Annotated in this window: 21 protein-coding genes and 1 tRNA gene; 10 read left to right on the top strand and 12 right to left on the bottom strand. The window is 64.1% G+C overall.

The window, feature by feature from the left end:
* Positions 1-258: 258 nt before the first annotated feature.
* Complete coding sequence (locus PGC08_RS00190) at positions 259-825, top strand: hypothetical protein (RefSeq protein ID WP_271709212.1); 567 nt, start codon at positions 259-261, stop codon at positions 823-825.
* A gap of 94 nt (positions 826-919) precedes the next feature.
* Here PGC08_RS00190 and PGC08_RS00195 read toward each other — a convergent pair whose 3' ends face one another.
* Positions 920-4,216: a S41 family peptidase gene (locus PGC08_RS00195; protein ID WP_271709213.1), complete on the bottom strand. Its 3,297-nt coding sequence runs from the start codon at positions 4,214-4,216 to the stop codon at positions 920-922.
* Positions 4,217-4,382: 166 nt separating this feature from the next.
* On the opposite strand from PGC08_RS00195, the gene argS reads away from it, so the two are divergent.
* Positions 4,383-6,149, top strand: coding sequence for an arginine--tRNA ligase (gene argS, locus PGC08_RS00200; RefSeq protein ID WP_271709214.1), 1,767 nt, complete (start codon positions 4,383-4,385; stop codon positions 6,147-6,149).
* Positions 6,146-7,417: an MFS transporter gene (locus PGC08_RS00205; protein ID WP_096146187.1), complete on the top strand. Its 1,272-nt coding sequence runs from the start codon at positions 6,146-6,148 to the stop codon at positions 7,415-7,417. The genes argS and PGC08_RS00205 overlap by 4 nt, the downstream gene beginning before the upstream one ends.
* 109 nt (positions 7,418-7,526) lie before the next feature.
* Here the strand turns inward: PGC08_RS00205 and PGC08_RS00210 are convergent, their stop codons facing one another.
* Positions 7,527-8,357, bottom strand: a complete 831-nt coding sequence (locus tag PGC08_RS00210) for a hypothetical protein (RefSeq protein ID WP_271709215.1) — start codon at positions 8,355-8,357, stop codon at positions 7,527-7,529.
* A gap of 172 nt (positions 8,358-8,529) precedes the next feature.
* On the opposite strand from PGC08_RS00210, the gene PGC08_RS00215 reads away from it, so the two are divergent.
* Both PGC08_RS00215 and PGC08_RS00220 read left to right on the top strand, forming a co-directional pair.
* Positions 8,530-9,069, top strand: coding sequence for a peptidylprolyl isomerase (locus PGC08_RS00215; protein WP_009884828.1), 540 nt, complete (start codon positions 8,530-8,532; stop codon positions 9,067-9,069).
* Between the two features lie 73 nt (positions 9,070-9,142).
* Positions 9,143-9,859, top strand: a complete 717-nt coding sequence (locus PGC08_RS00220; protein WP_271709216.1) for a rhomboid family intramembrane serine protease — start codon at positions 9,143-9,145, stop codon at positions 9,857-9,859.
* 451 nt (positions 9,860-10,310) lie between these two features.
* Here the strand turns inward: PGC08_RS00220 and PGC08_RS00225 are convergent, their stop codons facing one another.
* On the bottom strand, positions 10,311-11,135 hold the full coding sequence (locus tag PGC08_RS00225) for a cell division protein CrgA (RefSeq protein ID WP_271709217.1): 825 nt from the start codon (positions 11,133-11,135) through the stop codon (positions 10,311-10,313).
* Between the two features lie 380 nt (positions 11,136-11,515).
* On the opposite strand from PGC08_RS00225, the gene PGC08_RS00230 reads away from it, so the two are divergent.
* The 4 genes from PGC08_RS00230 (at position 11,516) to PGC08_RS00245 (ending at position 14,120) form a co-directional block, all read left to right on the top strand.
* The gene (locus tag PGC08_RS00230; RefSeq protein WP_271709218.1) at positions 11,516-12,583 is read left to right on the top strand and encodes a class E sortase; all 1,068 of its coding nucleotides are present in this window, start codon (positions 11,516-11,518) and stop codon (positions 12,581-12,583) included.
* Positions 12,584-12,585: 2 nt separating this feature from the next.
* Positions 12,586-12,759, top strand: coding sequence for a hypothetical protein (locus PGC08_RS00235; RefSeq protein WP_009884833.1), 174 nt, complete (start codon positions 12,586-12,588; stop codon positions 12,757-12,759).
* The gene (locus PGC08_RS00240) at positions 12,756-13,430 is read left to right on the top strand and encodes an anthranilate synthase component II (protein WP_271709219.1); all 675 of its coding nucleotides are present in this window, start codon (positions 12,756-12,758) and stop codon (positions 13,428-13,430) included. The genes PGC08_RS00235 and PGC08_RS00240 overlap by 4 nt, the downstream gene beginning before the upstream one ends.
* 177 nt (positions 13,431-13,607) lie before the next feature.
* Positions 13,608-14,120, top strand: a complete 513-nt coding sequence (locus PGC08_RS00245) for a GyrI-like domain-containing protein (RefSeq protein ID WP_069599127.1) — start codon at positions 13,608-13,610, stop codon at positions 14,118-14,120.
* Between the two features lie 96 nt (positions 14,121-14,216).
* On the opposite strand, the gene pknB is transcribed toward PGC08_RS00245, so the two are convergent.
* From pknB to PGC08_RS00280, 7 genes are all read right to left on the bottom strand, one after another.
* Complete coding sequence (pknB, locus tag PGC08_RS00250; RefSeq protein WP_271709220.1) at positions 14,217-16,145, bottom strand: Stk1 family PASTA domain-containing Ser/Thr kinase; 1,929 nt, start codon at positions 16,143-16,145, stop codon at positions 14,217-14,219.
* An 83-nt stretch (positions 16,146-16,228) separates the two neighbouring features.
* A complete protein-coding gene (locus PGC08_RS00255; RefSeq protein ID WP_271709221.1) occupies positions 16,229-18,079 on the bottom strand; it encodes a protein kinase domain-containing protein in 1,851 nt (616 codons plus the stop codon).
* The gene (locus PGC08_RS00260) at positions 18,076-19,545 is read right to left on the bottom strand and encodes a peptidoglycan D,D-transpeptidase FtsI family protein (RefSeq protein ID WP_271709222.1); all 1,470 of its coding nucleotides are present in this window, start codon (positions 19,543-19,545) and stop codon (positions 18,076-18,078) included. The genes PGC08_RS00255 and PGC08_RS00260 overlap by 4 nt, the downstream gene beginning before the upstream one ends.
* Positions 19,542-21,128 (bottom strand): FtsW/RodA/SpoVE family cell cycle protein, encoded by a 1,587-nt coding sequence (locus tag PGC08_RS00265; RefSeq protein WP_096146192.1) that lies wholly within the window; start codon positions 21,126-21,128, stop codon positions 19,542-19,544. The genes PGC08_RS00260 and PGC08_RS00265 overlap by 4 nt, the downstream gene beginning before the upstream one ends.
* A complete protein-coding gene (locus tag PGC08_RS00270; RefSeq protein ID WP_271709223.1) occupies positions 21,128-22,582 on the bottom strand; it encodes a PP2C family protein-serine/threonine phosphatase in 1,455 nt (484 codons plus the stop codon). Before PGC08_RS00270 ends, PGC08_RS00265 begins: the two co-directional genes overlap by 1 nt.
* A complete protein-coding gene (locus PGC08_RS00275; protein WP_271709224.1) occupies positions 22,579-23,097 on the bottom strand; it encodes an FHA domain-containing protein FhaB/FipA in 519 nt (172 codons plus the stop codon). The genes PGC08_RS00270 and PGC08_RS00275 overlap by 4 nt, the downstream gene beginning before the upstream one ends.
* Positions 23,094-23,969 carry an FhaA domain-containing protein gene (locus PGC08_RS00280; RefSeq protein ID WP_009884842.1) on the bottom strand — a complete coding sequence of 292 codons (876 nt, stop codon included), beginning with the start codon at positions 23,967-23,969 and terminating at the stop codon, positions 23,094-23,096. Before PGC08_RS00280 ends, PGC08_RS00275 begins: the two co-directional genes overlap by 4 nt.
* Positions 23,970-24,369: 400 nt before the next feature.
* Between PGC08_RS00280 and PGC08_RS00285 the strand changes: the two genes are divergently transcribed.
* A tRNA-Leu gene (locus tag PGC08_RS00285) sits at positions 24,370-24,453 on the top strand.
* 218 nt (positions 24,454-24,671) lie between these two features.
* Here PGC08_RS00285 and PGC08_RS00290 read toward each other — a convergent pair.
* The gene (locus tag PGC08_RS00290) at positions 24,672-26,015 is read right to left on the bottom strand and encodes an RNA polymerase sigma factor (RefSeq protein ID WP_271709225.1); all 1,344 of its coding nucleotides are present in this window, start codon (positions 26,013-26,015) and stop codon (positions 24,672-24,674) included.
* On the bottom strand, positions 26,000-26,380 hold the full coding sequence (locus PGC08_RS00295; RefSeq protein ID WP_271709226.1) for a YciI family protein: 381 nt from the start codon (positions 26,378-26,380) through the stop codon (positions 26,000-26,002). Before PGC08_RS00295 ends, PGC08_RS00290 begins: the two co-directional genes overlap by 16 nt.
* Positions 26,381-26,507 lie beyond the last annotated feature (127 nt).

The following is a 26,507-nucleotide window of genomic DNA, read 5'->3' on the forward strand; positions in this document are numbered from 1 at the left end:
TTCGCTCAGAGGGAAATGAATCTATGTTCACAACTAGTGAACATCAATTCATTAGTGAGGTCAAGGCCCGAGTCGGCAGGAAAATTCCGCGCGTTGACGGTAAGAGGCGGCCTCAAGTGTGAGAATGAGATGGTCTCAGGTGTAAGAATGTGAGCACAGACCCGAGTCCGGGCCCCGGCAGCAGGATCAGGGTCCCCCGAGTCACCACCGAAGAAGTGGTGTCCATGCACTCCCGACAGGACGATGATGACCCACGCAGTGCACTCCAGACCGCAGCCCGCCACGGGCGCGGAGATCGGCTCGCTCATCGGCGGAGCCTTCGGACTCGTCTTCCTCATCGTCAACAGCGCAGGCTTCTCCACCCTGGGCCGGACGCTGGTGCTCATCGTGGGCATAGCCGCCTTCGCCGCCATCGCGTTTCTCGCGCTTCGCGGGTTGGGGCGGATGAAGCGTCCTCGGGCGCAGACTGCAGACTCGCAGCTGCGCACGACCGGCCCCTTCGGGCGCAGTTACTGGATCATTGTCGCGATCGAGGCAGTCGCACTCTTCGGGGGCAGTCGTCTGCTCAGCGGTATGGGTCATCCCGAACTCGGTGTGGCCTGGGTGTCATTCGTCGTCGGAACGCACTTCTACGCCCTCGGCTATGTCTTCAAGCTCGGGCGCTTCCACATTCTCGCCACGGTCGTCACGGCGTGCGGCATCGCCGGTTTCATCGCCTTCTTCGCCGGTGCTCCCGAATTCATCCCCGTCTTAGGCGGGATCATCCCCGGTTTTGTGCTCCTCGCCTTCGGCCTGTGGGCGCTCGTGCCGCTCGAAAGTCGCTGAGGAACTCTCAGTGTGCTCTCGGAGCCCAGAAGCACACCAAAAGTCCCTCCATGCGCCGGTCCCAAGTTCGAACCCGGCTGATTGACCCCGGGCTCTACTCCGACGGAGCTCCTGGAGCCTGGGGCTTCGGGGGTGTTTGCACGCGCGGGGCCGGGAAGTCCGGGGGCGTGGCCGCAGGGGTCTTCTCCAGGCCGGAGAGCACCTCGGCGATGGCGCGGTCGAGCTGCAGATCGTCCTCACTGAACAGCTGTGAGGGATCATGCTCGACCTCGATATCAGGCTCGACACCGTAGTTCTCCACGTCCCAGCCCTTGCCCTCAAGCCAGAAGGCGTAGCGCGGCTGAGTCACACCGGTGCCGTCGACCAGGTCGTAGCGGCCATCGATGCCGACGACTCCGCCCCAGGTGCGCACACCGATGACGGGGCCCAAGCCCTTCGCCTGAGCACGGGCATTGATGATGTCACCATCGGAGCCCGAGAACTCATTGGCGACGAAGGCCACTGGCCCTCGGCGTGCGTCTTCGGGATCGGCGATCATGGCGTCGTAGTTGCGCACGGCGTTCCAGGCGATGACACGATCGGCGAAGCGCTCGGCCACCAGGGCGCTGGTGTGACCGCCGCGGTTGAACCGGACATCGACGATGACGCCGTCGGCCGACATCGCCTGTCTGAGGTCGCGATGCAGCTGTGCCCAACCGTTGGGCATCATGTCCGGGACGTGCACATAGCCGACGCGTCCCTCGGACTTCGACCTCACATACTCTCGCCTCGATCGCACCCAGTCCTGGTACCGCAGCTTCTCCTCGCTGGTCAGCGGCACGATCGCGACCACGCGGTCCTTGCGGCCACGGCGCAGTGTGAGTTCGACGATCCTGTTGCCGGCACCCTGCAGGTGGGCGGCAGGCCCGCGTACCTCATCGACCCGTTGACCATCGACAGCCAGGATGATGTCGCCCTCCTGAGCCCCGACACCTGCCTGGCGCAATGGCGACCTGGCCGCGGGTTCACTGCTCTCACCAGGCAGAATCCGTGCGATCTGCCAACCGTTCGGTGTCCGTTCCAGGTCGGCGCCGAGGAAGCCGAGTCGCTTCGACGGGTTGCCCAAGCCAGTCGAGGGAGTGACATAGGCATGCGATGTGTTGAGTTCCCCGACCGTCTCCCACAGCACGTCGACGAGATCATCATGGGTCAGTGCCTTCGCGGCGACTCGGCGCCACCGCAGGGTGACTCCCTCCCAGTTCACGCCGTTCATGTCGGCACGCCAATAGTGATCGCGCATGATCCGTGAGTTCTCTTCGAACATCTGCAGCCACTCGGCACGCAGGTCGAGTTCGAAGCGCAGCCGGGAGAGATCCACCGAGACGCACTCGTCATCGTCATCTTCGACCTTGCGGTTGCTTGGACGCACAGTCACATCGCCGTCGTTGTAGACAACCATGAGCTTGCCGTCCCCGCTCACCCAATAGGCATCGACCTTATCGACGATGGTGACGAGTTTGCGTTTGGCGAAGTCGAAGTACTGGATCGACTCCGTCGGAGGGGCATCAAGGTCGGTGCCGAGCACACCGTCCTCCGATTCCCCGGCACGGATCCACAGGACACCGCCGACTGCCGACTCAAGCTTGCGGAAGACACCGGCAGAGACGGGGAACGCGAGGATCCGCTCCTCGGCGCCCTCGACATCCAGCTCGACGCTGGTGACCTTGGACTTCTCCGCCTTGGTCTTCTCTGCCTTCGAAGCCTCATCTGTCAGTTCGCTGATCGCCCACCCGCTCGAGGTCGGTCCGAACGGAGCCGGCTCAGTGGCGCTCAAGGGCAGCAGCCACGGCCTGGTCACACCGTTGAACGACAGATCGAAGGAGTGCTGATTGTAGGCAGGATCGAAGGTCCGGTCAGACAGGAACACAATGTACTTGCCGTCAGAGGAAAATGTGGGGGAGTAGTCGTTGTACTTCCCACTGGTCAGCTCCAGAGCCGCACGGTCTGATCTGGTGTCGACGAGCATGAGCTGCGCCAGCTGCTCCTCACCCTGAGTGGGCTGTGACCAGATGAGATACCGCCCGTCGGGCGAGAACTCAGGCGATCTGGCCTCACCGAAGCCGGAACGCCCGACCAATCTGGTCTTGCCGTTTCCGACCTCGACAAGACGAACGCTTCCGTCGTGGGAGATCGTGGCCAAGGTCTTCCCGGACGGATCGGAGGTCATGTGCAGAACCCGTCCGAGAGCGCCGGCTCCAATTCGCCGTTCCGTCGCCGTCGCCGAGGTGGCGCGAACTTCGATGGCATCCTCACCTTCGACATCGGTGATGTAGGCCGCCTGCCCGGTCTGTCCGAGCACCACCGGGAGGCGTGTGCGGATCGAAGAGTCCGCGCACAATGCTCGTGCGGGGCCCTCACGATGAGCCAACCAGAAGGTCTTTCCTCGCCATTCGATGAGGGAGGCATTGCCCTCGTGATCTGGGGCGATGGCGCCGATCCTGGACTTCGAGTCGAGGTTGAGCGGCTGCACCTGGGTGCCCGGAAGCTGGACTGCAAGGGTCCGGATGGCGGCATCGAGGCTGTCGAGGATGCGGATCTCGCCGCGGCTGTGCCACACGATGCGCGTCCCGTCGGTCGTCGCATTGCGGACGTAGCCTTCGGCCTCCGTCTGGAACGTCAGCTGTCGAGGTTCACCCGGCTCTCCACCGCTGCGAGTGGCCAGACCGTCCCAGATCCAGAGGTTGGCCTGCTCGTTGGCATGATGGGGAAAGCTCGCGGCCTTGTCAGAGGTGATGACCAGTGAGTCGCCGACCCACAGCGGGTCGGTCAGCGACGCCTCTTCTTCACGCAGCAGCCGCTGCCACTGGACTCCGCTGCCCGAGGCATCTGCGCTGCGATCAAGCCAGAGCCGGGGCGCGGTTCCCCCTCGGTAGCGCTTCCAGTGCGCGGGTTCACGACTGTAGGGAGTGGCCAGTGCCGTCACCGACGAGTGATGGCGGGCCATTCCCGAGGCACGACCCCAGGACAGGCGCTCGACGCTGCCGTCGATTCCCACAGACCGCACCACGTGATTGCGTGACTCGAACTCGCCGGCATTGGAACCGATGAGGACGTGCTCATCGTCGGCCCAACCGAGCATCGTCATCGCCGTCGACCCCTGCCAGGTGAGTCGGTGCAGAGAACCGGAAGCCACCTCGGCGAGCATGAGCTCAGGGTGTCCGTCGCGGTGTGAGACATAGGCGATTCGGGACCCATCAGGGGAGAACCTTGGGCTGCGCGCGGGGGCATGATCCGAGGTCAGACGCCACGCACGCCCTCCCTCGGTGGCGACGAGCCACACGTCATCGTCGGCAACGAAGGTGATGAGATCACCGTGGATGTGCGGATACCGGAGATAAGTGTTGGAATTCACGTGACCCACATTACAAGCATGCACGGACGCGGACCCGTGAAGGACGAGGATGCCCAGCCAACTTGCACGCTCGGCGAGCCCTCGTCGGCACAGGCGACCGGGCTCGGTACCGCGAGGTGACGCGGCCCATGCGGCGCGGTCGGCCCCTGACCAATAGAATGGTGTCATGCCATCTCTGACTTCGCTTCTCAACGATCGTTTCGCACTCGCCCTCGAACAGTCCTTCGGCGAGGACTTCAAGCGACGCGACCCCGTGATCAGGAGCAGCCAGTTCGCCGATTTTCAGGCGAATGTGGCTCTGCCCCTGGCCAAGGAGCTGAAGTCCAAACCGCGTGACATCGCGAACACGATCGTTGGCAACCTGGACCTCGCGGGCATCTGCGAGACCCCTGAGATCTCGGGCCCCGGCTTCATCAACCTCACCTTCACCTCCGACTTCCTGGCATCGACCCTCAACCAGGGCACCGCCGCCGAGGCTGTGGCTGAGACGCCTGCGACATCCAAGGATGCGACATCCGAGGGTGCGGCCGCTGCCGGTCAGCGCGTCGTCATCGACTACTCGGCGCCCAACGTCGCCAAGGAGATGCACGTCGGTCACCTGCGGACCACCGTCGTCGGCGATGCGCTCGCCCGCACGCACGAGTTCCTCGGCAACACCGTCGTGCGCCAGAACCACATCGGCGACTGGGGCACTCCGTTCGGCATGCTCATCGAACACCTCCTCGACGTCGGCATCGAATCCGAGACGGCCCAGGACATCTCGGCCAACCCGAATGCCTTCTACCAGGCGGCGCGCGCGAAGTTCGACAGCGACGAGGCCTTCGCCACCCGCGCCCGCGCCCGCGTGGTCGAACTGCAGGGCGGTGACCAGCAGACCCTTGAGCTTTGGGAGCGGCTCGTCGGTTTCTCCAAGACCTACTTCAACCACATCTACTCACTCCTCGACGTCACCCTGACCGATGACGACCTCGCAGGTGAGAGCATCTACAACGACGATCTCGCCGCGGTCTGCCAGGAACTCGAGGACGCGGGCCTGGCGCGCATCAGCGACGGTGCCCTGTGTGTCTTCCCCGAAGGCTTCACCGGCCGTGAGGGCGAACCGCTGCCGCTCATCATCCGCAAGTCCGACGGCGGCTACGGCTACGCCACGACGGACCTCGCGGCTGTTCGCCACCGCGTGCGCAACCTCAATGCCGACCGTGTCCTCTATGTCGTCGGCACCCCGCAGGCTATGCACTTCGAGATGGTCTTCTCCATCGCTCGGGCCGCCGGCTGGCTGCCCGAGGGCGTCGAATTCGAGCACGTGAAGATCGGCAATGTGCTCGGCGACGACGGCAAGATCCTGCGTACGCGCAGCGGAGCTCCGGTGCGTCTGGCCGAGCTCCTCGACGAGGCTGTCGCCCGCGCGAAGGCCACCCTCCAGGAGTCGAACGTCGAGTTCGATGCTGAGGAGGAGGCCCTAGTGGCCAAGACCGTGGGCATCGGAGCCGTGAAGTACGCCGACCTCTCCGTCGCCCACGACACGAGCTACACCTTCGACCTCGACCGCATGCTCGTGCCCATCGGCAATACCGCCCCGTACCTGCAGTACGCCGGTGCACGGATCCGATCGATCCTGCGCAAGGCGGAAGGGGATGCGTTCACGGCCGCGCCGATCCACCTCGGCGAGGCTGCCGAACGTGACCTGGGGCTGGCGCTTCTCGGGTTCTCCGATGTCGTCGCCGAGGTGGTGGCCGGTTCCGCGCCGCACCGACTGTGCACGTACCTCTTCGACCTCGCCCAGTCGTTCACATCGTTTTATGAGCAGTGCCCGGTTCTCATCGCAGAAACCGCCGAGGTGCGCGATTCTCGGCTGCGCCTGAGCCAGACCGTCCTCGAGGTGCTCGAAGCCGGACTCGGAGTCCTGGGCATCCGCGTGCCCGAGCGCATGTGAACCAGCCTGACCCCTCCGTCGCCCGGCGGATGCTGCCGTGGATGGTCGTGGGCATCGTCGTCCTGGCGATCAACCTGCGGGCACCGATCATCGCACCGACGGCCGTCCTCGGCGACATCCAGGACGATACGGGACTGAGCGCGGCCGGGGTTGGCCTCCTCACGGGCCTGCCGGTGCTGCTGTTCGCCCTCGTCACCCCTGTGGCGGGCAAAGCCATCGGACGGTTCGGCGCCGAGGCGGCCGTGCTGTCCTGCCTCACCGGCGTGCTGCTGGGAACCGTGCTGCGCTCACTCGGACCGCCCTGGCTCGTGCTCGTGGGCACCGGAATCATCGGCTTCGCCATCACTCTGGGCAATATCGCGGTCCCGGTGATCATCCGGCGCGAGGTCCCCTGGAGCCAGGTGTCGATGGTGACCGGCCTGTATTCGGCCACCATGAATGTCGGGTCCATGATCACCCTCCTCGGCACCGGTCCCTTGGCTGCAGCCGTCGGATGGCGGTGGGCCGTGGCCATCTGGGGCGGCATGGCCGTGCTCGGACTCGCCTACTGGCTGTTCGCGATCCGGCTGCGGATCCGACGCAACGCGATCGTCGCAGCCGCGGCCGAAACGCCGCCGACGCCCGCACCCACACCGGAACGTCGCCCGTGGCGGGAGGCCCCGCCCGAATTCCGCGCCATCATCGCACTGCTCGTGGTCACCTTCAGCGGACAGTCGATCGCCTACTACACGACCACGACGTGGCTGCCGTCGATCCTGGCAGACACCGGAGGGCTGAGCGCGACAGCCTCGGGTGGCACCGCCTCGCTGTTCCAGATCGCGGCCATCCTCGGCGCATTCGGAGTGCCGCTGCTGGCGGCCCGCACCAAACCGTGGGTGCCGGTGGCGATTATCGCCGCACTGTGGCTCTCGCTGCCTGTCGGACTGCTGCTGGCCCCAAGCTCGTTCGTGCTGTGGTCGATCACCGGCGGAATCGCCCAGGGCGGCGGATTCACCGCGATCTTCTCCATCATCGCCCGTACCGCCGGAAGTGACCGGGAGACGGCTTCGGCTTCGGCCCGGGTGCAGGGAGGCGGCTACCTCGCAGCCACCCTGGCTCCGCCGTTCGCGGGCTGGCTGGGCAATGTCACCGATGGGTGGACGGCCCCGATCCTGCTCATCCTCGCCGCGACTCTGGCGTTCACGATCACCGGTCTGCTGGCGGTTCGGATCTCCGGGCGTTTCCGGGGCGGCGGACCGGCCACGAGGCGTGAGGTTCTGGATGAATGACGAACGGCTCCCGTCGTCGAGGTTCGCTCACCTCAATCAGTGAGCACCTCGACGACGGGAGCCGTTCGATCTGTCTGCGCTGGTCAGCTGACCAGCTAGTCAGAACAGATCAGTGCTTGGCGTTCTTGTCCTCGGCTGTTTCGGCCGCTGACTTCGAATCCTCTGCAGGCTTGACGACGCTGGCCGGCGTTGCCTGGGTTCCCTTGGCCTCGGTTGCAGGATTCGGGGCTGCTGCGGCGGTCTTCGACTCAGGCACTGCCGTCTGCGATACCTCGGGTGCTGTTCCCTGGCGTGAAGCCGGGGTCGAGCCCACCGGACGGGCATCCTGCGGACGGTTGTTGGGCAGCGGCGTCGACCATGGGTCCTCGACCGGCTGCGCCTTCTTCCAGACGTAGTAGCCGATTCCGGCTGCCGAGCCGATGACCAGGGTCCACACGACTGCGGCCTTGCCACCACCGGACTTGCGAGCGGTGTCCTTCTGAATCCGCTTGCCGGCGTTCGTCAGGGCCTTGCGGGCCTTCTTCACTGCCTTCTTGTCACCGGTCAGGCGCACAGCGAGGTCGTCGACCAGCTGAGGGGTTTCGACGGCGGCCAGCGAGTTGGCGGCATTGGACGCGAACTTGCCGGCACGTTCTGTGGCCTCGGGGCGGTAGGCATCGAGCTTGTCTGCCCAGGCGTGAACCTGCTCATTCGCCCTGTCGGCGAATGCTTCGACCTGCGGACGTGCCTTGACGGCAAGACCTTCGGCCCGATCGGCAAGTGCTTCAACCTGAGGGCGTGCCTTCTCTGCAAGGGCCTCGACCTGAGGGCGTGCCTTGTCAGCGGCTTCGCGGAGCTTTGGACTTGCGGCCCCGCTGGCATCGGCCAGGACTCGGAGTGACGTCTTCTTCGCGGAATCGAGCTTCGAAGTGAACGGATCTCGAGCTGACTTCTTCGACATGAACATTCCCAATCCTCTTTGTCGGGGTCAATTGATCAGTCTCAGTCTACGGCCTAGGCGCAAGCCGCTGGTCACCAGGGCGTCATGAAATTGTCTGCAGAAACGCTGACAGAGTCCGCAATCCGAGCCACGGGAATCTGCATTAGCCGTGAGGGCGTGGAAGAATGGACCTATGACTACAGCTTCTACGCATACAGCAGTCCTGCACACCAACCACGGTGACATCACCATCAGCCTCTTCGGCAATCACGCGCCGAAGACTGTTGCCAACTTCGTGGAACTGGCCAAAGGTGAGCGTGAGTTCACCGATCCCGCCACCGGCGAACCCACCAAGCGTCCCTTCTACGACGGTCTCAACTTCCACCGCATCATCGCGGACTTCATGATCCAGGGCGGCTGCCCGCTGGGCACCGGTACCGGCGGACCCGGCTACACCTTCGACGACGAGATCCACCCGGAGCTCCAGTTCGACCGCAAGTACCTGTTGGCCATGGCCAACGCTGGCAAGCAGATGGGACGCGGCACCAACGGATCGCAGTTCTTCATCACCACCGCCGAGACCCCATGGCTCAACGGCAAGCACACCATCTTCGGCGAGGTGGCCGACGAAGCCTCACAGAAGGTTGTCGACGAGATCAACAACGTTCGCACCGCAGCCATGGACAAGCCAGTAGAGCCAGTCGTTCTCGAATCGGTCGAGATCAGCGCCTGAGACCGCTTCACCGGTGAGCAGCAGACTTCGAGTGCGGAGTACTGAGACTCACTGAACTGAGTACCATGGTGTGATGGACACACCGCAGGAGGGCTCGGCCCGGGAGACCGGCCGGGCCCCTTCTGTGTCTCCACCCCTTGTCACGAGCATCATCATGATCCTCACCGGCGTGGTCTTCCTGGCCCAGCTGCTGCCCAGCCTGGACTTGGTCCATCGACTCAGCTTCGTTCCCGCACTCGTGCTCGAACAGCCCTGGCGGGTCCTGAGCGTGGCGCTGGTGCACGAACAGCCCTCGCCGTTCCATCTCCTGGCCAACATGATCGGCCTGTTCTTCTTCGGATCCTTCATCGAGCGTGCCTTGGGCCGCTGGAGGTTCCTCACCATCTATCGCTGGAGGTTCCTCACCATCTATCTGCTCGGCACGGTGGGCGGATCAGTCATGGTCCTCGTCCTCGCCAAGCCGTTCACGGTGGATTGGGTGACGAACAACATCGGCGCCTCCGGTGCGGTCTTCGCCATCGTCGGCGTCCTGCTGGTGCCGACGCAGAAGCTGGATCGCAACATCACCGGCGTCGTGCTGTTCGTAGCACTCAACTTCGGATACGGATTCCTCGTCGCAGGAGTGTCTTGGCAGGCCCACCTCGGCGGGCTCATTGCGGGCTTCGTGCTCGGGTGCGGTGCTCTTCTCGTACCGAAGAAGCAGTCGACGCTGGTGTTCGTGCTGACAGCCGTCGGTCTGCTGCTGGCGATGCTTGTCGCCGGGGCCTGGAGGATCAACGACGCTTGGTAGATTGCTGCGATGTGATGGGCACCGAGCGCCGCAGCATCCACGGTGTCGACCACGGGTGATAGGCGGCTCTCAGGCTTATATCAGACTTCCGTCGAAAATTGGCACCTGCGGGGCTCGAATTTACTTGTCCACAACCTTTATCCACATGGTGGATAACTTACATAGGTGTATTTTCCCTGGTTACAAGCTCAAAATAAGTTATGCACAAGCGACGCACCCGGCTTGGGTATAACTTCGACCCTGTGGACAAGGGCGATGGCGAGGCGATCACGAGGCGATTGAAACGTCAATATCGGGTCCTCGACACAACCGCAGATGAGCCGCTTGCCAGCATGGTGCGGGTGCGCGAGTGCACCCATTGCGCGATCGAATAACGGGCGCTGCGTCGACTATCGGGATTACGCACCCGTGCGTCGACACAACGCCCGTTATTCGTGAAGCGGCTTGCTGACTACCGCCAGCGCGTGGACATGATCAGCCCCGCGACAAAGAAGGCGAAGCCGATGAGGATGTTCCAGTTGCCCCACGCCTCGACCGGGAACGCTCCCTGCGAGATGTAGAAGGTCACGAGCCAGACCAGGCCGATGAGCAAGAGGCCGATGAGCACCGGCAGGAACCAGCGTGGGTTCGGCTTGATCGTCTGCTGACCGGACTGCGAGGTGTATGAGGCGGTCTTGCGGCCCTGGGGGCGCTTGGCCGGATTGCCCGAACGCGAGGTGCGCTTGGCCGAGGAGCCCTTGGCGGACGAACCCTTGGCCGCGGCCTTGGAGGACTCGCTCTTCTTCTTCGAGGACTTGCTGTCCTTCTCGTGCTTGTCGACTTTGGCCGCCTTGGCAGACTTCTCAGACTTCGTGGCCGTCTTCGAGTCCTCGGCTGAGTCGTCGGCGTCGGCTGCGTCGGCCTCATCAGCGTCGGAATCATCGACGTCAACAGCGTCGTCGGCATCGAGGTCGGCGGACGTGTCGCTGTCCTTTGCGTCAACCTTCTTGGCCCCGGCTCCGACGCTCTTCGGCGCGGACTTCTTGTCCGCGGCAGTCGTGGCGGCGGTGGACTTCTCGTCTGCATCAGCATCGTCGGCAACCACATCGGAGGCGTCCGAGGAGTCATCCAAGTCGAGGAGATCGCCGTCGAGACGCTCGTCCTTCGGATCCTCGGCCTGCACGGTCTGCGGATCCTCGACATCGTCGTTCGACTGGGCCTTGGTTTCGACCTTGGCCTTCGACGAGTTGCGAGAAGTGCGCTGAGGGCGCTGGGTCCGTCCGTTGGACTTGGCCACGAGTACTCCTTTTACGGCCGACCGTTGCTGGGGTCACCGATTGATGTATAGGGACAATCGCACATCAGTCTACTCGTGACATCCGGCAGTTTTAAAAACTCCAATTACCCTGAGAACGACCTGTTTGTGCAGTTTCATACGATAAAGTGCAATACGGTGTCCCCGCTTGTCCTTTGGGCAAGCCCCGGATTCGAAACATTAGGCACGGTGCAGCAGTGGTGAATAGTCCCTCCTCGGGTAACGAATCAGACGCGGATGCGTCATCGCGACCCACTATTCGTCCTGCTCAGAGGCAGAACTCATCGCATCACCCGGCTCACGACCAGTACCCCGCTCAGGGCGGGTACCGCGGACGCGAAGCCAGCCCGGCCACAGAACCCATGAGCACCGCACCCGAGCTTGGCGGGGGCCAGAACTCCGGAGCAGGTTCGCATCCCGGGACGGGCTCACAGGCAGGAACCGATCAGCCACTTCCCAGTCGCCGTGAACTTCGGCGCCGCGAAGCCGAAGCGGCCGCGGCCAACGGTGCCCCGACTGCCGTCTACTCCGACGCCCCGCCCGCGTACACCGACTCCACCCAGGTGCAGCAGCCGGTCAGCAGTGAAACGAACCCCAACCTCGGCGCCTATGCGGGTGCGGCCGTTGCGGGCTACAGCGCACCCGGCGAGGGCAGTCGTCGCACCAATCGGCGGAGGCAGAAACCGGAGCGGGAGCCCTTGGGCCCCGTTCGCGGCACCATCCGCACCTTCGGCGAGCTCTGCATCACGGCCGGAATGGTCCTCATCCTGTTCGTGGTCTGGCAGCTGTGGTGGACCGATATCGAGGCCAACCGGGACAACGAGCAGCTCGCCGACAAGTTGGCCCAGGACTGGCAGAACCAGGATCCCAACGAGCTTCCCGATGACCCGGACGAACCTGTCGTGGCGGATCCGGTGGAGAAGAACAGCGCGTTCGGAATCTTCTACATTCCACGTTTCGGCGATGACTACTACCGCACCGTCGCCGAGGGTGTCAATCTCGAACCCGTCCTCAACCGGATGGGCGTGGGCAGGTACCCGAACTCGGCGATGCCCGGAGAGGTCGGCAACTTCTCGATCGCCGGCCACCGCGTCACCTACGGCAAGCCGCTCAACCAGATCGCGCAGCTGCGCCCCGGCGATGAGATCATCGTCCAGACCAAGGACGGCTTCTACACTTACACGTTCCGCAACTTCGACATCATCCTTCCCGACGCCGTCGAGGTTCTCGCCCCGGTTCCCAACGAACCCAAGTTCAAGGGCAAGGACCGGATTCTCACGATGACGGCCTGCAACCCGATGTTCTCGGCCAGGGAGCGCTACATCGCCTACGCCGAGCTCACCGACTGGACCCCGGCCGGCGATGGCGCCCCGGACAACATCAAGGACTCGAAGGCCTACGACAAGGTCAGCAAGAATGGTGGTGCCTGAGAATGTATGGTCTGATCTGGCGACTGCTTCCCGGCAATTGGTTCGTCAAACTCATCTTCGCCCTCATCCTCATCGCGGCCGTGGTGCTGCTGCTCATGCAGTACGTCTTCCCGGTCGTCGCCCCTTACATGCCCTTCAACAACGCAACTGTGACTGATGGAAGCGGTGGCCAATGACAAAGATCCTCGTCGTCGACAACTACGACAGCTTCGTCTACACGCTCGTGTCCTACGTCAGTGAGCTCGGAGCGCAGACGCAGGTCATCCGCAATGACGATATGTCCGCCGAGGCTGTCGTGGCCCTGGCGGCCGACTTCGACGGTGTCCTCCTGTCCCCAGGTCCGGGTGTGCCGGCTGAGTCGGGAGTGTGCCCGGATCTCATCTCCTGGGCTGAGACGTCCGGAACCCCGGTGTTCGGCGTCTGCCTGGGCCATCAGGCCCTGGGCGAGGTCTTCGGCGCCACGGTGACCCATTCGCCGGTGCTCATGCACGGCAAGACCTCGGTCATCACCCATGACAGCCAGGGCATCTTCTTCGGCTGTAAGAACCCTCTGACCGTGACCCGCTACCACTCGCTGGCGATCGTCGACGAGACCATCGACGGCGAGAAGTTCATCGTCACGGCCCGCACCGAGGACGGTGTCGTCATGGCGATCGAACATCGTGAGCAGCCGTTGTTCGGAGTCCAGTTCCACCCGGAGTCGGTGCTCACCGAATGCGGCTACCTGATGCTGGGCAATTGGCTCGAGGTCTGCGGAATCGAAGGCGCCGCCTCACAGGCCGCGACGATGTCGCCCATGGCATCGGCGATTGCAGCGAAGTCCGTGCCGGCCGGCACACCCGCATAAGCCAGCACCGCTTCAGCCGTCGCGACAGGCATCTGCGCTCACGCTCTTCCTGTGGCTCTCTCGCCGCATTAGGATTGTGAGTCACCAAGAGATCCAGCACCGCTTGCCATCCCCGGGAGACCCCGAAAGCTCGCCGAGGTGGGGCTGGGCCGGCAGGCGGAACCGAGAGGACCACTGATGCCAGAGTCGAGTTTCAACCGCACCGAGCCATTCTCCGAACTCACCGTGTTCGAGGCGTCCGAGATCCCCACGGCCGTCGTGGAGGCCAGGAACGTCGCCATGGAGGACCTTCCGGCACTCTTCGATGCCACGTTCACCGGGCTGTTTCCTACACTGCAGGAGGCCGAGATGGAGATCGCCGGTCCTGCGTTCGCACTGTACACGCGCCAGCCCAGCGACACTGTTGACCTGGAGATCGGGCTTCCGCTGACCTCGGGACTGACCCAGGCCCTGCCTCTGAGCAGGGACCTCATCGCGATCCCCTCTCAGCTGCCTGGGGGATCGATCGCAGCCATGAGTCACACCGGAGGATACGACGGCCTCGGTGAGGCCTGGGCGGTGTTCACGAAGGCTGCCGTCGATGCGGGGCACCATCCCGGGCTGCCGTTCTTCGAGGTCTACGTGACCGAACCGAACCCCGACATGGACCCCGCGGACCTGCGTACAGACCTGTTCATCACCTTGTCCTGAGGGCGGGTGCCCACACCATAGGTGGACAGGCTGGTCGTCAGTTCAACTGGTCGGTTCAGTTGGTCAGTTCAGCTGGCGCTTAAGCTGGCGGCCGGTTCAGCTGGCGTCTGAGAAACCGTCGAACAGGCCGCCTACGTCACCGGGACCCATGGAACTGTCGTCGTCCTTATTATCGTCGTTGCCGCCATTGTCGTTACCACCGTTACCGCCGGTGTCATTGCCCTCATCGTCGCTGCCACCGTCGTCAGACGGTGAGGTGGGGATTCCACCAGGGATCGACGGGATGCTCGGCGACGAAGGCTCCTCCGGTGGCTTCTTGGCAACCTTGACGGTGATCTCCGTGCCCTGCTTGACCTCGCTGCCGCCGCTGGACGACTGCTCGAAGACCTTCTTGGCCGGCTCGTCGGCGGTCTCGACCTCTTCGGTCTTGCACCCCAACTGGTAGTCATCGCCCTCAAGGATCTCGCAGGCTTCCTTTGCGGACTTGCCTGTCACATCGGGGATCTTGACCATTCCCGAGGATACGACCAGGTCGACGTTGGAATCCACATCCACCTCGGAGCCGTTGCCGGGTTTCGTCTCGATGACGACGCCCTTCTCGACGTCCGGAGAGTTCTGTGAGATGTGCGTGCCGGCCTGCAGCTTGGCGTCATTGAGGACCTTGCGAGCGCTCTCCTCAGACTTGCCGGAGACATCGGGGACCTTGACGCTCTCAGGGCCGGAGGAGATGACCAGCTTCACGACGCTGTCCTGCTCAACTCGCTGACCGCCGGCGGGGTCGGTCTTGATGGCCTTGCCCTCGTCGACGTCTTCGCTGTACGCCTCATCACGGTCGACTCTCAGGCCTTGTTCGATCAGGGCGGATTCTGCCTCGTCGGCATTCATATTGGCCACGTCCGTGACCTCGACCTGGATGATGTCCGGTGGTTTGTTGATCTCGTAGACCCACAGTGCGATTGCGGCCAGAGCCAACAGCACGAAGATGCTGCCGATCCAGATCCAGGCACGTGACCGCCTCGGCGGTGGTGCTTCGTCCTGCTTGGCCATGATCGTCGACACGGCACCCGTCTCCGGGTCGACCTCGGAGTCCTGGGCGTACTGCGGGGGACCCATCATGGCCCCGGCCATCGGGAACGCCTGGGTGCGATCCATGTGGTCATCGAAGCTCAGCGGACGGCCGTCACGGGCCGCGAGAACGTCTTCACGGAAGATGTAGGCGTCCTGGTAGCGCTCGTCGCGGTCCTTGAGCAGGGAATGCATGAGGAGGCGATCGACCTCGGGGGGAACATTGGGATTGTAGAAGCTCGGAGGCTTCGGCGTCTCACCCACGTGCTGGTAGGCGACCGCGAGCTGCGAATCACCGACGAACGGGGGACGGCCGACGAGGAGCTCATAGAGCAGGCACGCCGTCGAGTACAGGTCGGAGCGGGCGTCGACGACCTCACCGCGGGCCTGTTCGGGGGACAGGTACTGGGCGGTGCCCACGACGGACTGCGTCTGGGTCAGGCCGCTGTTGTCCTTGAGCGCGCGGGCGATGCCGAAGTCCATCACCTTGATGTCACCCTCGGGGGTGAGCATGACGTTGGCGGGTTTGATGTCGCGGTGGACGATGCCGTTGCGGTGGGAGTACTCGAGCGGCGCGAGCACACCGGCGACGACGTTGAGCGCCTCGTCGATGGTCAGGGTGCCGTGTTCGTTGAGGACCTCGCGCAGGGTCTGACCCTCGACGTATTCCATGACGATGAACGGCACGGAGACGCTGGAGCCGCCGGTTTCGACGAAGTCCTCTTCGCCGGAGTCGTAGACGGCGACGATACCCGGATGGTTCAGCCCTGCGGCGGACTGAGCCTCACGCTTGAGACGTGTGTGGAACGAGGGATCGCGGGCGAGATCGGACCGCAGAAGTTTGATCGCGACGCGTCGACCGAGTCGGTTGTCGACGCCCTCGTGCACTTCTGCCATGCCCCCACGGCCGAGGAGCGCACGAACTTCGTATCGCCCCGACAGCACCTTGGGTTCATTCATTCTGGTCCTCCGCTTGGTTCACCCACGTCGTGGGAAAGTACTCCGCATGTCATGTAGATTACTCGTCTTCTCAGCGCATGATGTCAACCAAAGATCGCCTCGTCCAGGTTCGCTCCGGCACTCGAGTTCCCCTCGTTGCCGCCGGACGGGTTCGATCCGCCGTTGGCAGTGCTAGACGATCCGTTGCCCGATCCGCTGTCTGATCCGTTCGGATCACTGCCCTGATCAGAGCCGTTCGGATTGGCGCTGTCCTGATCCGAACCGCTCGGGTCGCCGCTGTCCTGATCTGAGCCGTTCGGATCGCTGCTGTCCTGATCTGAGCCGTTCGGATCGCTGCTCGAACCGTTGTCGGCATCGGCAGTGCCGGTGTCGTTGCTCGAGGAGCCCCCGTCGTCGTTGCTGCTCGATCCCGAACCATCGTCGCCGCTGGTCTCGGACGGCGTGGGAGTGCTGCTGGGCTCAGGTTCTTCGGTCTCCACCGGTTCCTCGGCCGGACCTGAGGAGATGTAGAGCGTGACGGTGTCGCCCTCTTCGAAGGTGTAGCCGTTCTCGCCCTCGCCCACATCGGCGACCGTGCCCGCAGCGCGGGAGGACTCGATGGTCTGGGTATCGGCTTCCAGGCCCTGTTGTTCGAGGTTCTGAGTCGCCGAGGATTCGGTGAGTCCGATGTAATCGCTCTTGTCGATCTCGATCGTCTTCGCGGCCTCGGAAGTAGTAGGCGCGCTGGTGCTGGGGTCCGGCTCGGGTTCGGCATTGCCCCCGCCGAGGAAGAACCACAGCAGCGAACCGACGGCGATGAGCGCGATGATCGCAAGGATCCAGATGAGGGCGCGGCCCTTCTTCGACTGCTTCTCGTCGAGTTCCTTGTCCTCTGCGTTCTCCGCATCGAGTTCGCTGCCATTCGCAGTCCCAACCCCAGCGGCTCCTGTCGCACCGGCACCGGCGACACCTGCGGCAGCGGCGCCCGGGTAGACGCGAGTCTCCTCATTGGACGCAGTGACCGGCATCGCCTTGGTCGTCGGCACGGGTTCGGGGTTGTTGAAGACCTGGGTCAATGCCTCGGAGGCGGCGCTGCCCAGCACCATCTGCGGCAGAATCTGCTCGGCACCGGCGACATCGCCGGCGGCCAGCGCATCGGCGGCTCGGGACACGGCCATGGCATCCGAGGGCCTGCGCTCGGGCTTCTTCTCCAGGAGGCAGTCGACGAAGCGACGCAGCGGTTCGGACACCGTGTCCGGCAGCGGCGGATGCTGCTGATTGACCTGGGCGATGGCGATCGCGACCTGCGAGTCACCGGTGAACGGACGCTGCCCGGCCAGTGCCTCATAGGCGATGATGCCCAGGGCGTAGAGGTCGGAGCCGGAGCCCGAGCCCTTGCCCGTGGCCTGCTCCGGTGCCAGGTACTGGGCGGTGCCCATGACCTGACCGGTCTTCGTCAGCGGAGCCTGGTCTGTGACTCGGGCGATGCCGAAGTCGGTGATCTTGACCCGGAAGTCCGGTGTCATGAGGATGTTGCCGGGTTTGATGTCGCGGTGGATGACGCCGACCTTGTGGGCCGCACCCAGCGCCTGCGCGGACTGGGAGACGATGCTCAGAGTGTCCGTCTCCGACAGGGGTGCGCTGCGTTCGATGATCGCCGACAGTGCCTCGCCGGGCACGTACTCCATGACGAGATAGGGGGATCCCTGCTCGTCGCCGTAGTCGAAGACGCCGGCGATTCCGGGGTCGGATGCGCGGCCCATGTTCTGCGCCTCGGCGCGGAAGCGTGCGAGGAAGGTGGTGTCCGAGAGGTATTCGTCCTTGAGGATCTTCGCTGCGATCTCACGGCCGAGCACGGAGTCGACGCCCTTCCAGACCTCACCCATACCGCCCACGGCGATGCGAGAGGTGAGCTTGTATCGGTTTCCCAACAGGGTGCCTTCGACGGGTCTCATTTTTCGACCACCGCTTCCATCATGTCCTTGGCGATCGGTCCTGCGACCGTCGCTCCATAAGCTTCGTTGCCCGCGTTTCCGCCGTTCTCCACGACGACCGCCACTGCGATCTTCGGATCATCGGCTGGGGCGAATGAGATGAACCAGGCGTGCGGGGCCGCACCGGGTCCGTGCTGTGCGGTACCGGTCTTCGCGGCGACCTTCGTTCCGTCCATCTTGGCCACCGAGGCGGTTCCATCCTCGACAACGCCTTCCATCATGGTGGTGAGCTGATCGGCGGTTTTGCCTGAGACAGGCCGAGACTTCTGCGCCGGACGCATCTCCTTGATGGGTTCGAGGGTATTCGCGTTGAGCACCCGGTCGACAAGCTGAGGCTTCATCATCTTGCCGCCGTTGGCGATCCCCGCGGTCATCATCGCCATCTGCATCGGCGTGGACCTGACCTCGTACTGACCCAGCGAGGACTGCGCCAGCTGGGGCGGATTGAGGTTGTCGGGGAACGTGGACGGGCTGACCTTGAGCGGAATCTCCATGTCCTGGCCGAAGCCGAACTTCTCCGCCTGCTCCTTGATCGCGTCCTCGCCCAGATCCATGCCGAGTGAGGCGAACGAGGTGTTGCAGGATTCGGCGAGGGAATCGGCCAGCGTCGGTTGCCCTCCGTTGCGGCAGGCTCCTGGATGGGAGTTGCCGATGGTGGAAGTTGTCTGGGGCAGGTCGAGTTCGGCCGGACCGTTCAGGGTCGAATCCGGCTTGTAGTCGCCTGATTCCAGTGCGGCCGCGGCCACGAGGACCTTGAATGTCGAGCCCGGTGGGTACAGGTTGCCGCCGATCGCGCGGTTGTAGGCAGGCTTGCCCTCAGCGTTGTTGAGCTCCTCGAAGGCGGACTGCGCCGTCTCGGAGTCATGGCTGGCAATCGGGTTGGGATCCCAGCCCGGCGTCGAGGCCATGGCGAGGATCTTGCCGGTCTTCGGGTCCAATGCCACGGCGGCACCGTTCTGGTTGCCCAGGCCGTCCCACGCGGCCTGCTGCACCTTCGGGTCGATCGTGAGCTCCACGGCCGCTCCGCGCGGCTGCTCGCCGGTGAACAGGCTGCCGACCTTGTCGTAGAACAGGGCGTCGGAATCGCCGGAGAGGTAGTCTCCGGACGCGCGTTCCATGCCCGAGGCTCCCGAGACGATGGAGTAGTACCCGGTCATTGAGGCGTACGCGCGGGGGTTGAGGCCCTCAGCGCCGTACTTGCGCTGGAACTTGTACTTGTCGTCGACCGGTTCGGAGTAGGCGATCGGCTTGCCGTCGACGAGGATCGGACCCCGGTCGCGGGCCAGCTGATCGAGGACCTTGCGGTTATTCAGCGCATTGTTGTTCAGCGAGTCGGCGGTGACGAACTGCACCCAGCTCGTGGAGCCGAACAGGAGCGCGAACATGACGAACCCGACGATGCTGATGTGTGTCAGTGGTCTCTTCATCGTTCACCTCCGGTAGTGCCCAGATTCGTCGTCGGGTCCTCATCGGACCCGGTGGTCTTAAGATCGGCGGCGCCGAGGTTGGTCGTCGGTGCGTCGTCACTGGTGGTCCGGTCGGTCGCGAGGCTGCCCGCCGCGTGTTCGCGCGCCCCCTCGACACGTTTCGTGTCGTTGCGGGTTCCGGCTCCCCGCGCCGAGGCGGTGGGTTCCTCGGGATCCTCCGTGATCTTGAGGACGCCGGTGTGGAATTCCTCCACTGGGCGCCTGGCATTGTCGGAGATGCGCAGGAGCAGGGCGATGATCATCCAGTTCGCGATCAGAGACGACCCGCCTTGGGCAAGGAACGGCGTGGTCAGACCCGTGAGGGGGATGAGGCGGGTGACGCCGCCGACGACGACGAAGACCTGCAGGGCGATCGTGAAGCTCAAGCCCGTGGCGAGCAGGGTGCCGAATCCGTCGCGCAGCTGCTGGGCGGTCTTGATGCCGCGTTGGAAGATGAAGAGGTAGCAGAGCAGGATGACGAAGAGTCCGGCCATGCCCAACTCTTCGCCGAGGCTGGCGTAGATGAAGTCAGATTCCGCATAGGGGACCATATTTGGTCGGCCCTCGCCGAGTCCGGTGCCGGTCAGACCGCCGTTGGACATGCCGAACAGGCCTTGGACCAGCTGATATGACCCGCCTGGAGTCTTGTTGTACTCCTCAGCGGTCAGGGCGTTGAGCCAGCCGTCCACGCGCTGCCCGACGTGGTCGAAGAGGAAGGTCGCGGCGACCGCACCGACGGCGAAGAAACCGAGTCCGAGGATGATCCAGGAGACCTTGCTTGTCGCCACATAGAGCATGGCCACAAACAGGCCGAAGAACAGCAGCGAGGTTCCCAAGTCTCTTTCGAAGACAAGGATGCCGACGCTGGCGACCCAGGCGATGACGATGGGGCCGAAGTCTCGCAGGCGCGGGAAGCGGATGCCGAGGATCTTCGGCCCGGCCAGAACCAGCTGGTCACGGTAGGACACGAGGTAGCCAGCGAAGAAGATGGCCAGCAGGATCTTCGCGATCTCACCGGGCTGGAAGGACATCGGGCCGATGCCGATCCAGATGCGTGCGCCGTTGACCGTCTTGCCCAGGCCGGGAATCAGCGGGAGCAGGAGGAAGATCAGCGCAGCGAACCCCGAGAGGAAGGTGTAGCGGCGCAGCCACCGGTGGTCACCTAAGAAGATGATGATGCCGACGGCCAGGGCCACGCCCAAGGTCATCCAGATCAGCTGAGTGACTCCGCTGTTCTGATACTCATCCCGACCCAGGTCGACGCGGTAGATCATGGCCAGGCCCAAGCCGTTGAGCAGGACGGCGATCGGGACGAGGACGGGGTCGGCGTACTTGGCCTTCCACCACACGACGACGTGGATGATGAGGCCCAGCGCGGCCAACCACGCCGCATACTGATAGACGTTGGCGGGAATCGTGTCCTCGGTGCCGAGCCCTACAAGTGCATAGGCGCTCGTGGAGACCGCGATCGCGAGGATGAGGAGGCCGAGCTCAGCAAAGCGATAAGGCCGTGGCCGTGCGCCTTGGTTGGGGTTCTCGGACATTACTGTGACTCCTCAGTGATGGCATCACTGGGATCGACCGCTTGGGAACTCGGCGGTGAGGGCGCGGGATCGCTGGGACTTGCGGCATCCTCGACATTGCCGGAGACGGTACCGGACTTATCGGCTTCCTGTCGCAGGTTCTCAATGATGCGATCGGCCTCATCACGGGAATCGGCCTGAATGGAGCCGCGCAGACGATCCTGCGAAAAGCTGTTGAGGGTCCCGACTTCGATGTCGGTGGTGTCTTCGAGCTGACTGAGTTCGATGGGTCCCAGAGTCGTGTCGAGGCCCCGGTAGAGGGTGACCTTTCCATCTTGGTTCGTCAGGTAGTAGTGGTTGCTCACGTAGTTATAGGCGAAGAACCCGCCCACCGCGATTGCGACGATGACGATCGCTGCGATGATCCAGCCCAGGTAGGACCGCTTTTCCACCTCGTCGTCGTCAGCGTCGAGGTCATCCTCCTCGGCGGGTGCGTCCCTGTCGGACGACTCCGAGTCGGTGCGCTGGGAAGGGGGAACCACCTCGGCGGTGGGCTCCTGCTTATCGGAACCGGACACCGTCTGCAGGGGCACGGTGTCGGTGGGAAAGTCGCCGTTGCCGTAGTGGGGCTGAGTCTCAGTGGTGGGTTCGTCGACATCGGTGTTCATGCCGATGGTGGCGTACTTCGGGTTGAGGTGGACGGAGCCCACGGAGCTGCCCTGAACGGTGTCGAGGGTGCCTTCGAGCACGTCGCCGATGACGACGGTGACATTGTCGGCGCCGCCGCCGGCCAGGGCCAGATCGATGAGCTGACGGCAGCATTCGTCGGGGTCGGAGACCTCGGAGAGAACGCGGGCGATGTCATCGACGTCCGCGAAGCCGGTCAGGCCGTCGGAGCAGAGCATCCACCGGTCGCCGACGTGAGCCTCACGCAGGGTCAGGTCGAGGTCGGGGGAGGCCCCGACGTCGCCGAGGACCTTCATGACAACGGAACGCTGCGGGTGTGTTTCGGCCTCGTCCGGGGTGATGCGGCCTTCGTCGACGAGCATCTGGACGAAGGTGTGGTCATGGGTGACGGTCTGCAGTTCGCCATCGCGCAGCACATAGCCGCGGGAGTCGCCGATGTGGGCTAAGGCGAAGCGGTTGCCGGGAGCGCGCAGCAGTGCGGTGACTGTGGTGCCCATGCCGGCGAGCTCGGGCTGTTCGGCGACGCCGCGGCAGATGCGGTCGTTGGCCTCCAGGATCGAGGTGCGCAGGATCTCCAGCGCATCCTCGCCGCTGGGTTCACGATCGAGGTCGGCCAGCCGGGACACGGTGATCGCCGAGGCGACGTCACCGCCGGCGTGTCCGCCCATTCCATCCGCGATGAGCAGAAAATTCGGACCCGCATAGCCGGAGTCCTGGTTGTTCTTACGCACCAGCCCGGTGTGAGACCGGGCTGCTGAGCGGAGGGTGATCGTACCGTCGGTCGTCACGATTGGGTCTCCAACGTCGTATGGCCGATGGTGATCTGGGTGCCGATCCGCAGACTGATGGGCGAATGCATGGGCGAGCCGTCGACGATCGTGCCGTTGGTCGAACCGAGGTCCTCGAGGACCCAGGAGCCGTTCGATGCCACGATTCGCGCATGATGGCTGGACGCGAAGTCGTCACTGATGACGATCGTATTGTCCGGAGCTCGCCCGAAGGTCACTGGTGCCCCAGAGAGCGTGACCAAGGTCCCGGCCAAGGGCCCACCGGTGACCCGGATGGAGCCCGGATGTGCCTGTTGTCGTGCCGGAGCAGGGGCAGGAACAGGAGCCGGTGCCGGTCTGCTCGGGGCAGGAGTCGGCGTCGCATTCCGGGAGGCCTTGCTGCCTCGGCGAGATTTCCTCGGGCCCTTCCTGGGCCCGAAGATGTCGCGACGCAGGACGCCGGCAACACCGAGGACGAAGAGCCAGAGGATGATGAAGAAGGCGAACCGGAAGACGGTGACGGTGAACTCGCTCACTGGGCGTCCTGTTCGTTCTCGTGGTAGCGCACCTCTGCGTCTCCGGCCATGAGGACATCACCGTCGGAGAGGTTCGCCGAGGTGAGCTTGCGTCCGCGCAGAAGGGTGCCGTTGGTTGATCCGAGGTCGTTGGCGACCGCATGGTCACGTTCGACGGTGATCTCGAAGTGTCGGCGGGAGACGCCGGGGTCATCGATGACGTAGTCGGAGCTGGAGGAGGACCGTCCGAAGACGTTCGTGCCCTGGTGCAGCTCGTAGTCCTGACCGTGGATGGTCACGCTGGCGCTGATGGTGCGCGACCGTGCTGGTGCTGCCTGTCGCACGGGGGCCGATGCCGGGCGGCTGGTGGCCGCCGGTCGGGCCGGTGCTGGTTCGGGTGTGCGTCTGGGTGGGACCGGACGTGATCCGGAGTTGGCCTGTCCTTCGCCCACGATGTTGTGGGACCGGGACACGGGGTCATAGCCGCCGCGGTTGGCCGGTTGGGCTGCGGGTGAGCCGTCGGGTCGCTGAGTGCTGGAGACGACTCGGTACATTCCGGTGTCGAGGTCTTCTGCCTCGACGAACTCGACGGAGACGGGACCGACGAAGCTGTAGGCCTGCTCGACCGCGTGATCGCCGATGACCTGTCGCAGGTCGGAGCGAAGTTCGTTCTCGAGACCAGAGAGACGGTCGAAATCTGTGGGAGACAGTTCGATGCTGTAGTGGTTTGCCGTCAGTGTTCGTCCGCGTGAGACCACAGCGGCCTTGTTATCGGCTTCGCGTCGCAGCGCGCCGGCCAATTCGACCGGTTCCACCTGTGAGCGGAACGCTTTGGCGAAGGCGCCGTTGACGACATTCTCCAATCCCTTCTCGAAACGATCGAGAATCCCCATGGCACCTCCTCTTCCAGGTGTCGTGCGCGTGACGAACCGTTCGCCACCAGCCCGGACGCATGCGCCCGAACGAGTCTGTCCTGGTGAATCCGAGTTCGGAAAGGAACACCGAAACGGAGACATCAACACCCAATCCTAACGCGGTGAGGCTCTCAACTCACGTCACTAGGTATTTCGGGGCCGAGGTCTGTTCGGATTCCCGGCAGTCGCCCAGTTTAGAGATTGTCGCTGAGTACTCCATGAGCCTGTGACGAGCGCCGATGTTACCGGAAATGAGTGCTGGGTCACGAAAGGCGGGTGGTGCAGGGGGTGGTCGGTGTGAGCGTCGACACGTTTTGGGTGTTTCGACCGAACTCGGTTTCATTCTTCCCGGCCGCGATGCTAGAGTTTTCTCTTGTTCGCGCGAGTGGCGGAATTGGTAGACGCGCTGGCTTCAGGTGCCAGTGATCGCAAGGTCGTGGGGGTTCAAGTCCCCCCTCGCGCACAGTGAACAACAGCCCTTCACCGGGACCCTTCGGGGCCAAGGTGGAGGGCTGTTTCGTGTCTGGGTGCTGCGTCGTGCGGGTTCGGGTGCGGGTGGGATGCGTCGCCTCAGAGGTAAGGGATCGATCGAAGTTTCAAAGCTCGACTTTGAAGCAGGGCTCTGAAACTTCGATCGATCCCGTTCCCAGGTGACTTCGATTGTGCGGGTTAGCGGCAGGATTAAACCTCGAGCGATCGGGCCTCGAGGTAGGCGCGTTCGGCAGGGTCGGTGGTCAGCTCGATGGCACGGCGATAGGCGTTTTGGGCCTCCTGCCCCTGCCCGGCACGGGCGAGCAGGTGTGCGCGCAGTGCCCACGTCGGCTGGAACGAGTCGACGCGTGCGGAGGAGAACGCAATCTCTCCGACAGGGGGCTCACCACTACTGGGGCCGTCCAGAGTGTCGAGTTCAGCCAGACCAGCCTTCGGGCCGTCGATCTCAGCAATCACCGCTGCCCTCGCCACAGCCCCGCCGAGGCTGGGCGCCATCCGCTCCACATCGTCGTGCAGGCGCAGCAGCATCGGCCAATCGGTGCTTCCGCTGCGCACACCGGACATGTGGAGGATCTGGATCGCAGCCTGCAACCCGAAACGACCGATCTCGCCGCTGCCCTGCACTGCCCGCAGATGATCCTCGCCCCTGGCGATGAGTACGGAGTCCCAACTGCCCGGGTCCTGATCGCCGAGGGGCACGAACTCTCCGCCCTGGCCGCGGCGGGCCGGAAACCTGGCGGCAGAGAGGTGGATGAGGGCCGCGAGGCCGTGTGATTCCCCATCGGAGGGACACAGCTCGGCGAGCAGTCGGGAGAGATAGAGGGTCTCGCCGATGATGCCATCGCGTGGTTCGCTCGCCGCATGCACCCAGTCGATGGCGAAAGCACCGTAGATCGCCTCATGGATGTCGGGCAGGCGAGCTTCGAGCTCGGTGCGATCTGGCAGGCCGAAACCGATGCCCAAGGCGGCGATGCGCTTCTTCGCCCGAGTCAGCCGCGCAGCGACCGTCGCTGCAGGCAGGGCCATTCCTGCAGCGATCTGCGTCCCGGTCATGCCCATGACCGCAGAGAGCATGAGCAGCGGCCGGACTCCCGGCTCGATGTCCGGATGAGCACACGCGCCCAGCAGTTCGAGACGACGATCGGGCAGGGCATCGGGATCAGCTGGGGCGACCAGATGAGCTGCAGCCGGCTGGCCTGCGCCGTGAGACGCGGACCTGTCGTGGTTACCTAGATCGGCACCATCGTGAACCTCGGGATCCAAGGCCGCCGAGGTGCGGGCCGCGGCCGATTTCCACACGTCTCGTCGTGCATTGAGGGCAACCCGGTAGAGCCACCCCTCGGGATTGGTCGGCACTCCCTGCTCCCGCCACACGCGAACTGCGCGTTCGAGAGCCGAACTCAGGGCATCCTCGGCGCCGGCCAAGTCCCCGTCGGCGGCAGCGATGAGGGCGATGATCCGCCCCCAGCCGTCCTGGGAGAGGATCATCGCCCGATCGATCGGGTCCCGATGTTCGTTCAGGGCTGCACCCAACGTCCGTCTATATAGGAGACTGCCGCCGCTCTGACCTCGATGACTCCGTAGCTCGTGCCGGGGAACTTCTCTGCCCACGCCAGGGCCGCGTCGCGGCTCTCGACGTCGATGACGAAGACTCCGGCCAGGGCCTCCTTCGCCGCTGCGAAGGGACCGTCCTCGATGACGACAGAGCCACCTCGGCGGGTGACGGTGGTTGTCGCCTGCTGCGGTTCAAGCATCTCCGCGGCGATGAAGACTCCCGCGGAGTAGAGGGCGTCGGCGTAGTCGGACATCAGCTTCTGCATCTCGGCCATCACCTCGGTGGAGGGCTGGGGTCCGCCTTCTTGAGGTTCGGGTGCGTGGAAGACCAGTGAGTAGCGCATGATTGAACTCCGTTCATCTCAGGTGCGATCGCGTTTCGATCGCTCATCATTGAGACGACCGAGTTCACGTCGATTCGACACGTCTGAGAACAATTATTGCCGGAATTCGTCGAAGTGGGTGAGATTC

It is taken from the genome of Brevibacterium sp. BDJS002 (genome assembly GCF_028201555.1).
GTDB classification, from domain to species: domain Bacteria; phylum Actinomycetota; class Actinomycetes; order Actinomycetales; family Brevibacteriaceae; genus Brevibacterium; species Brevibacterium aurantiacum.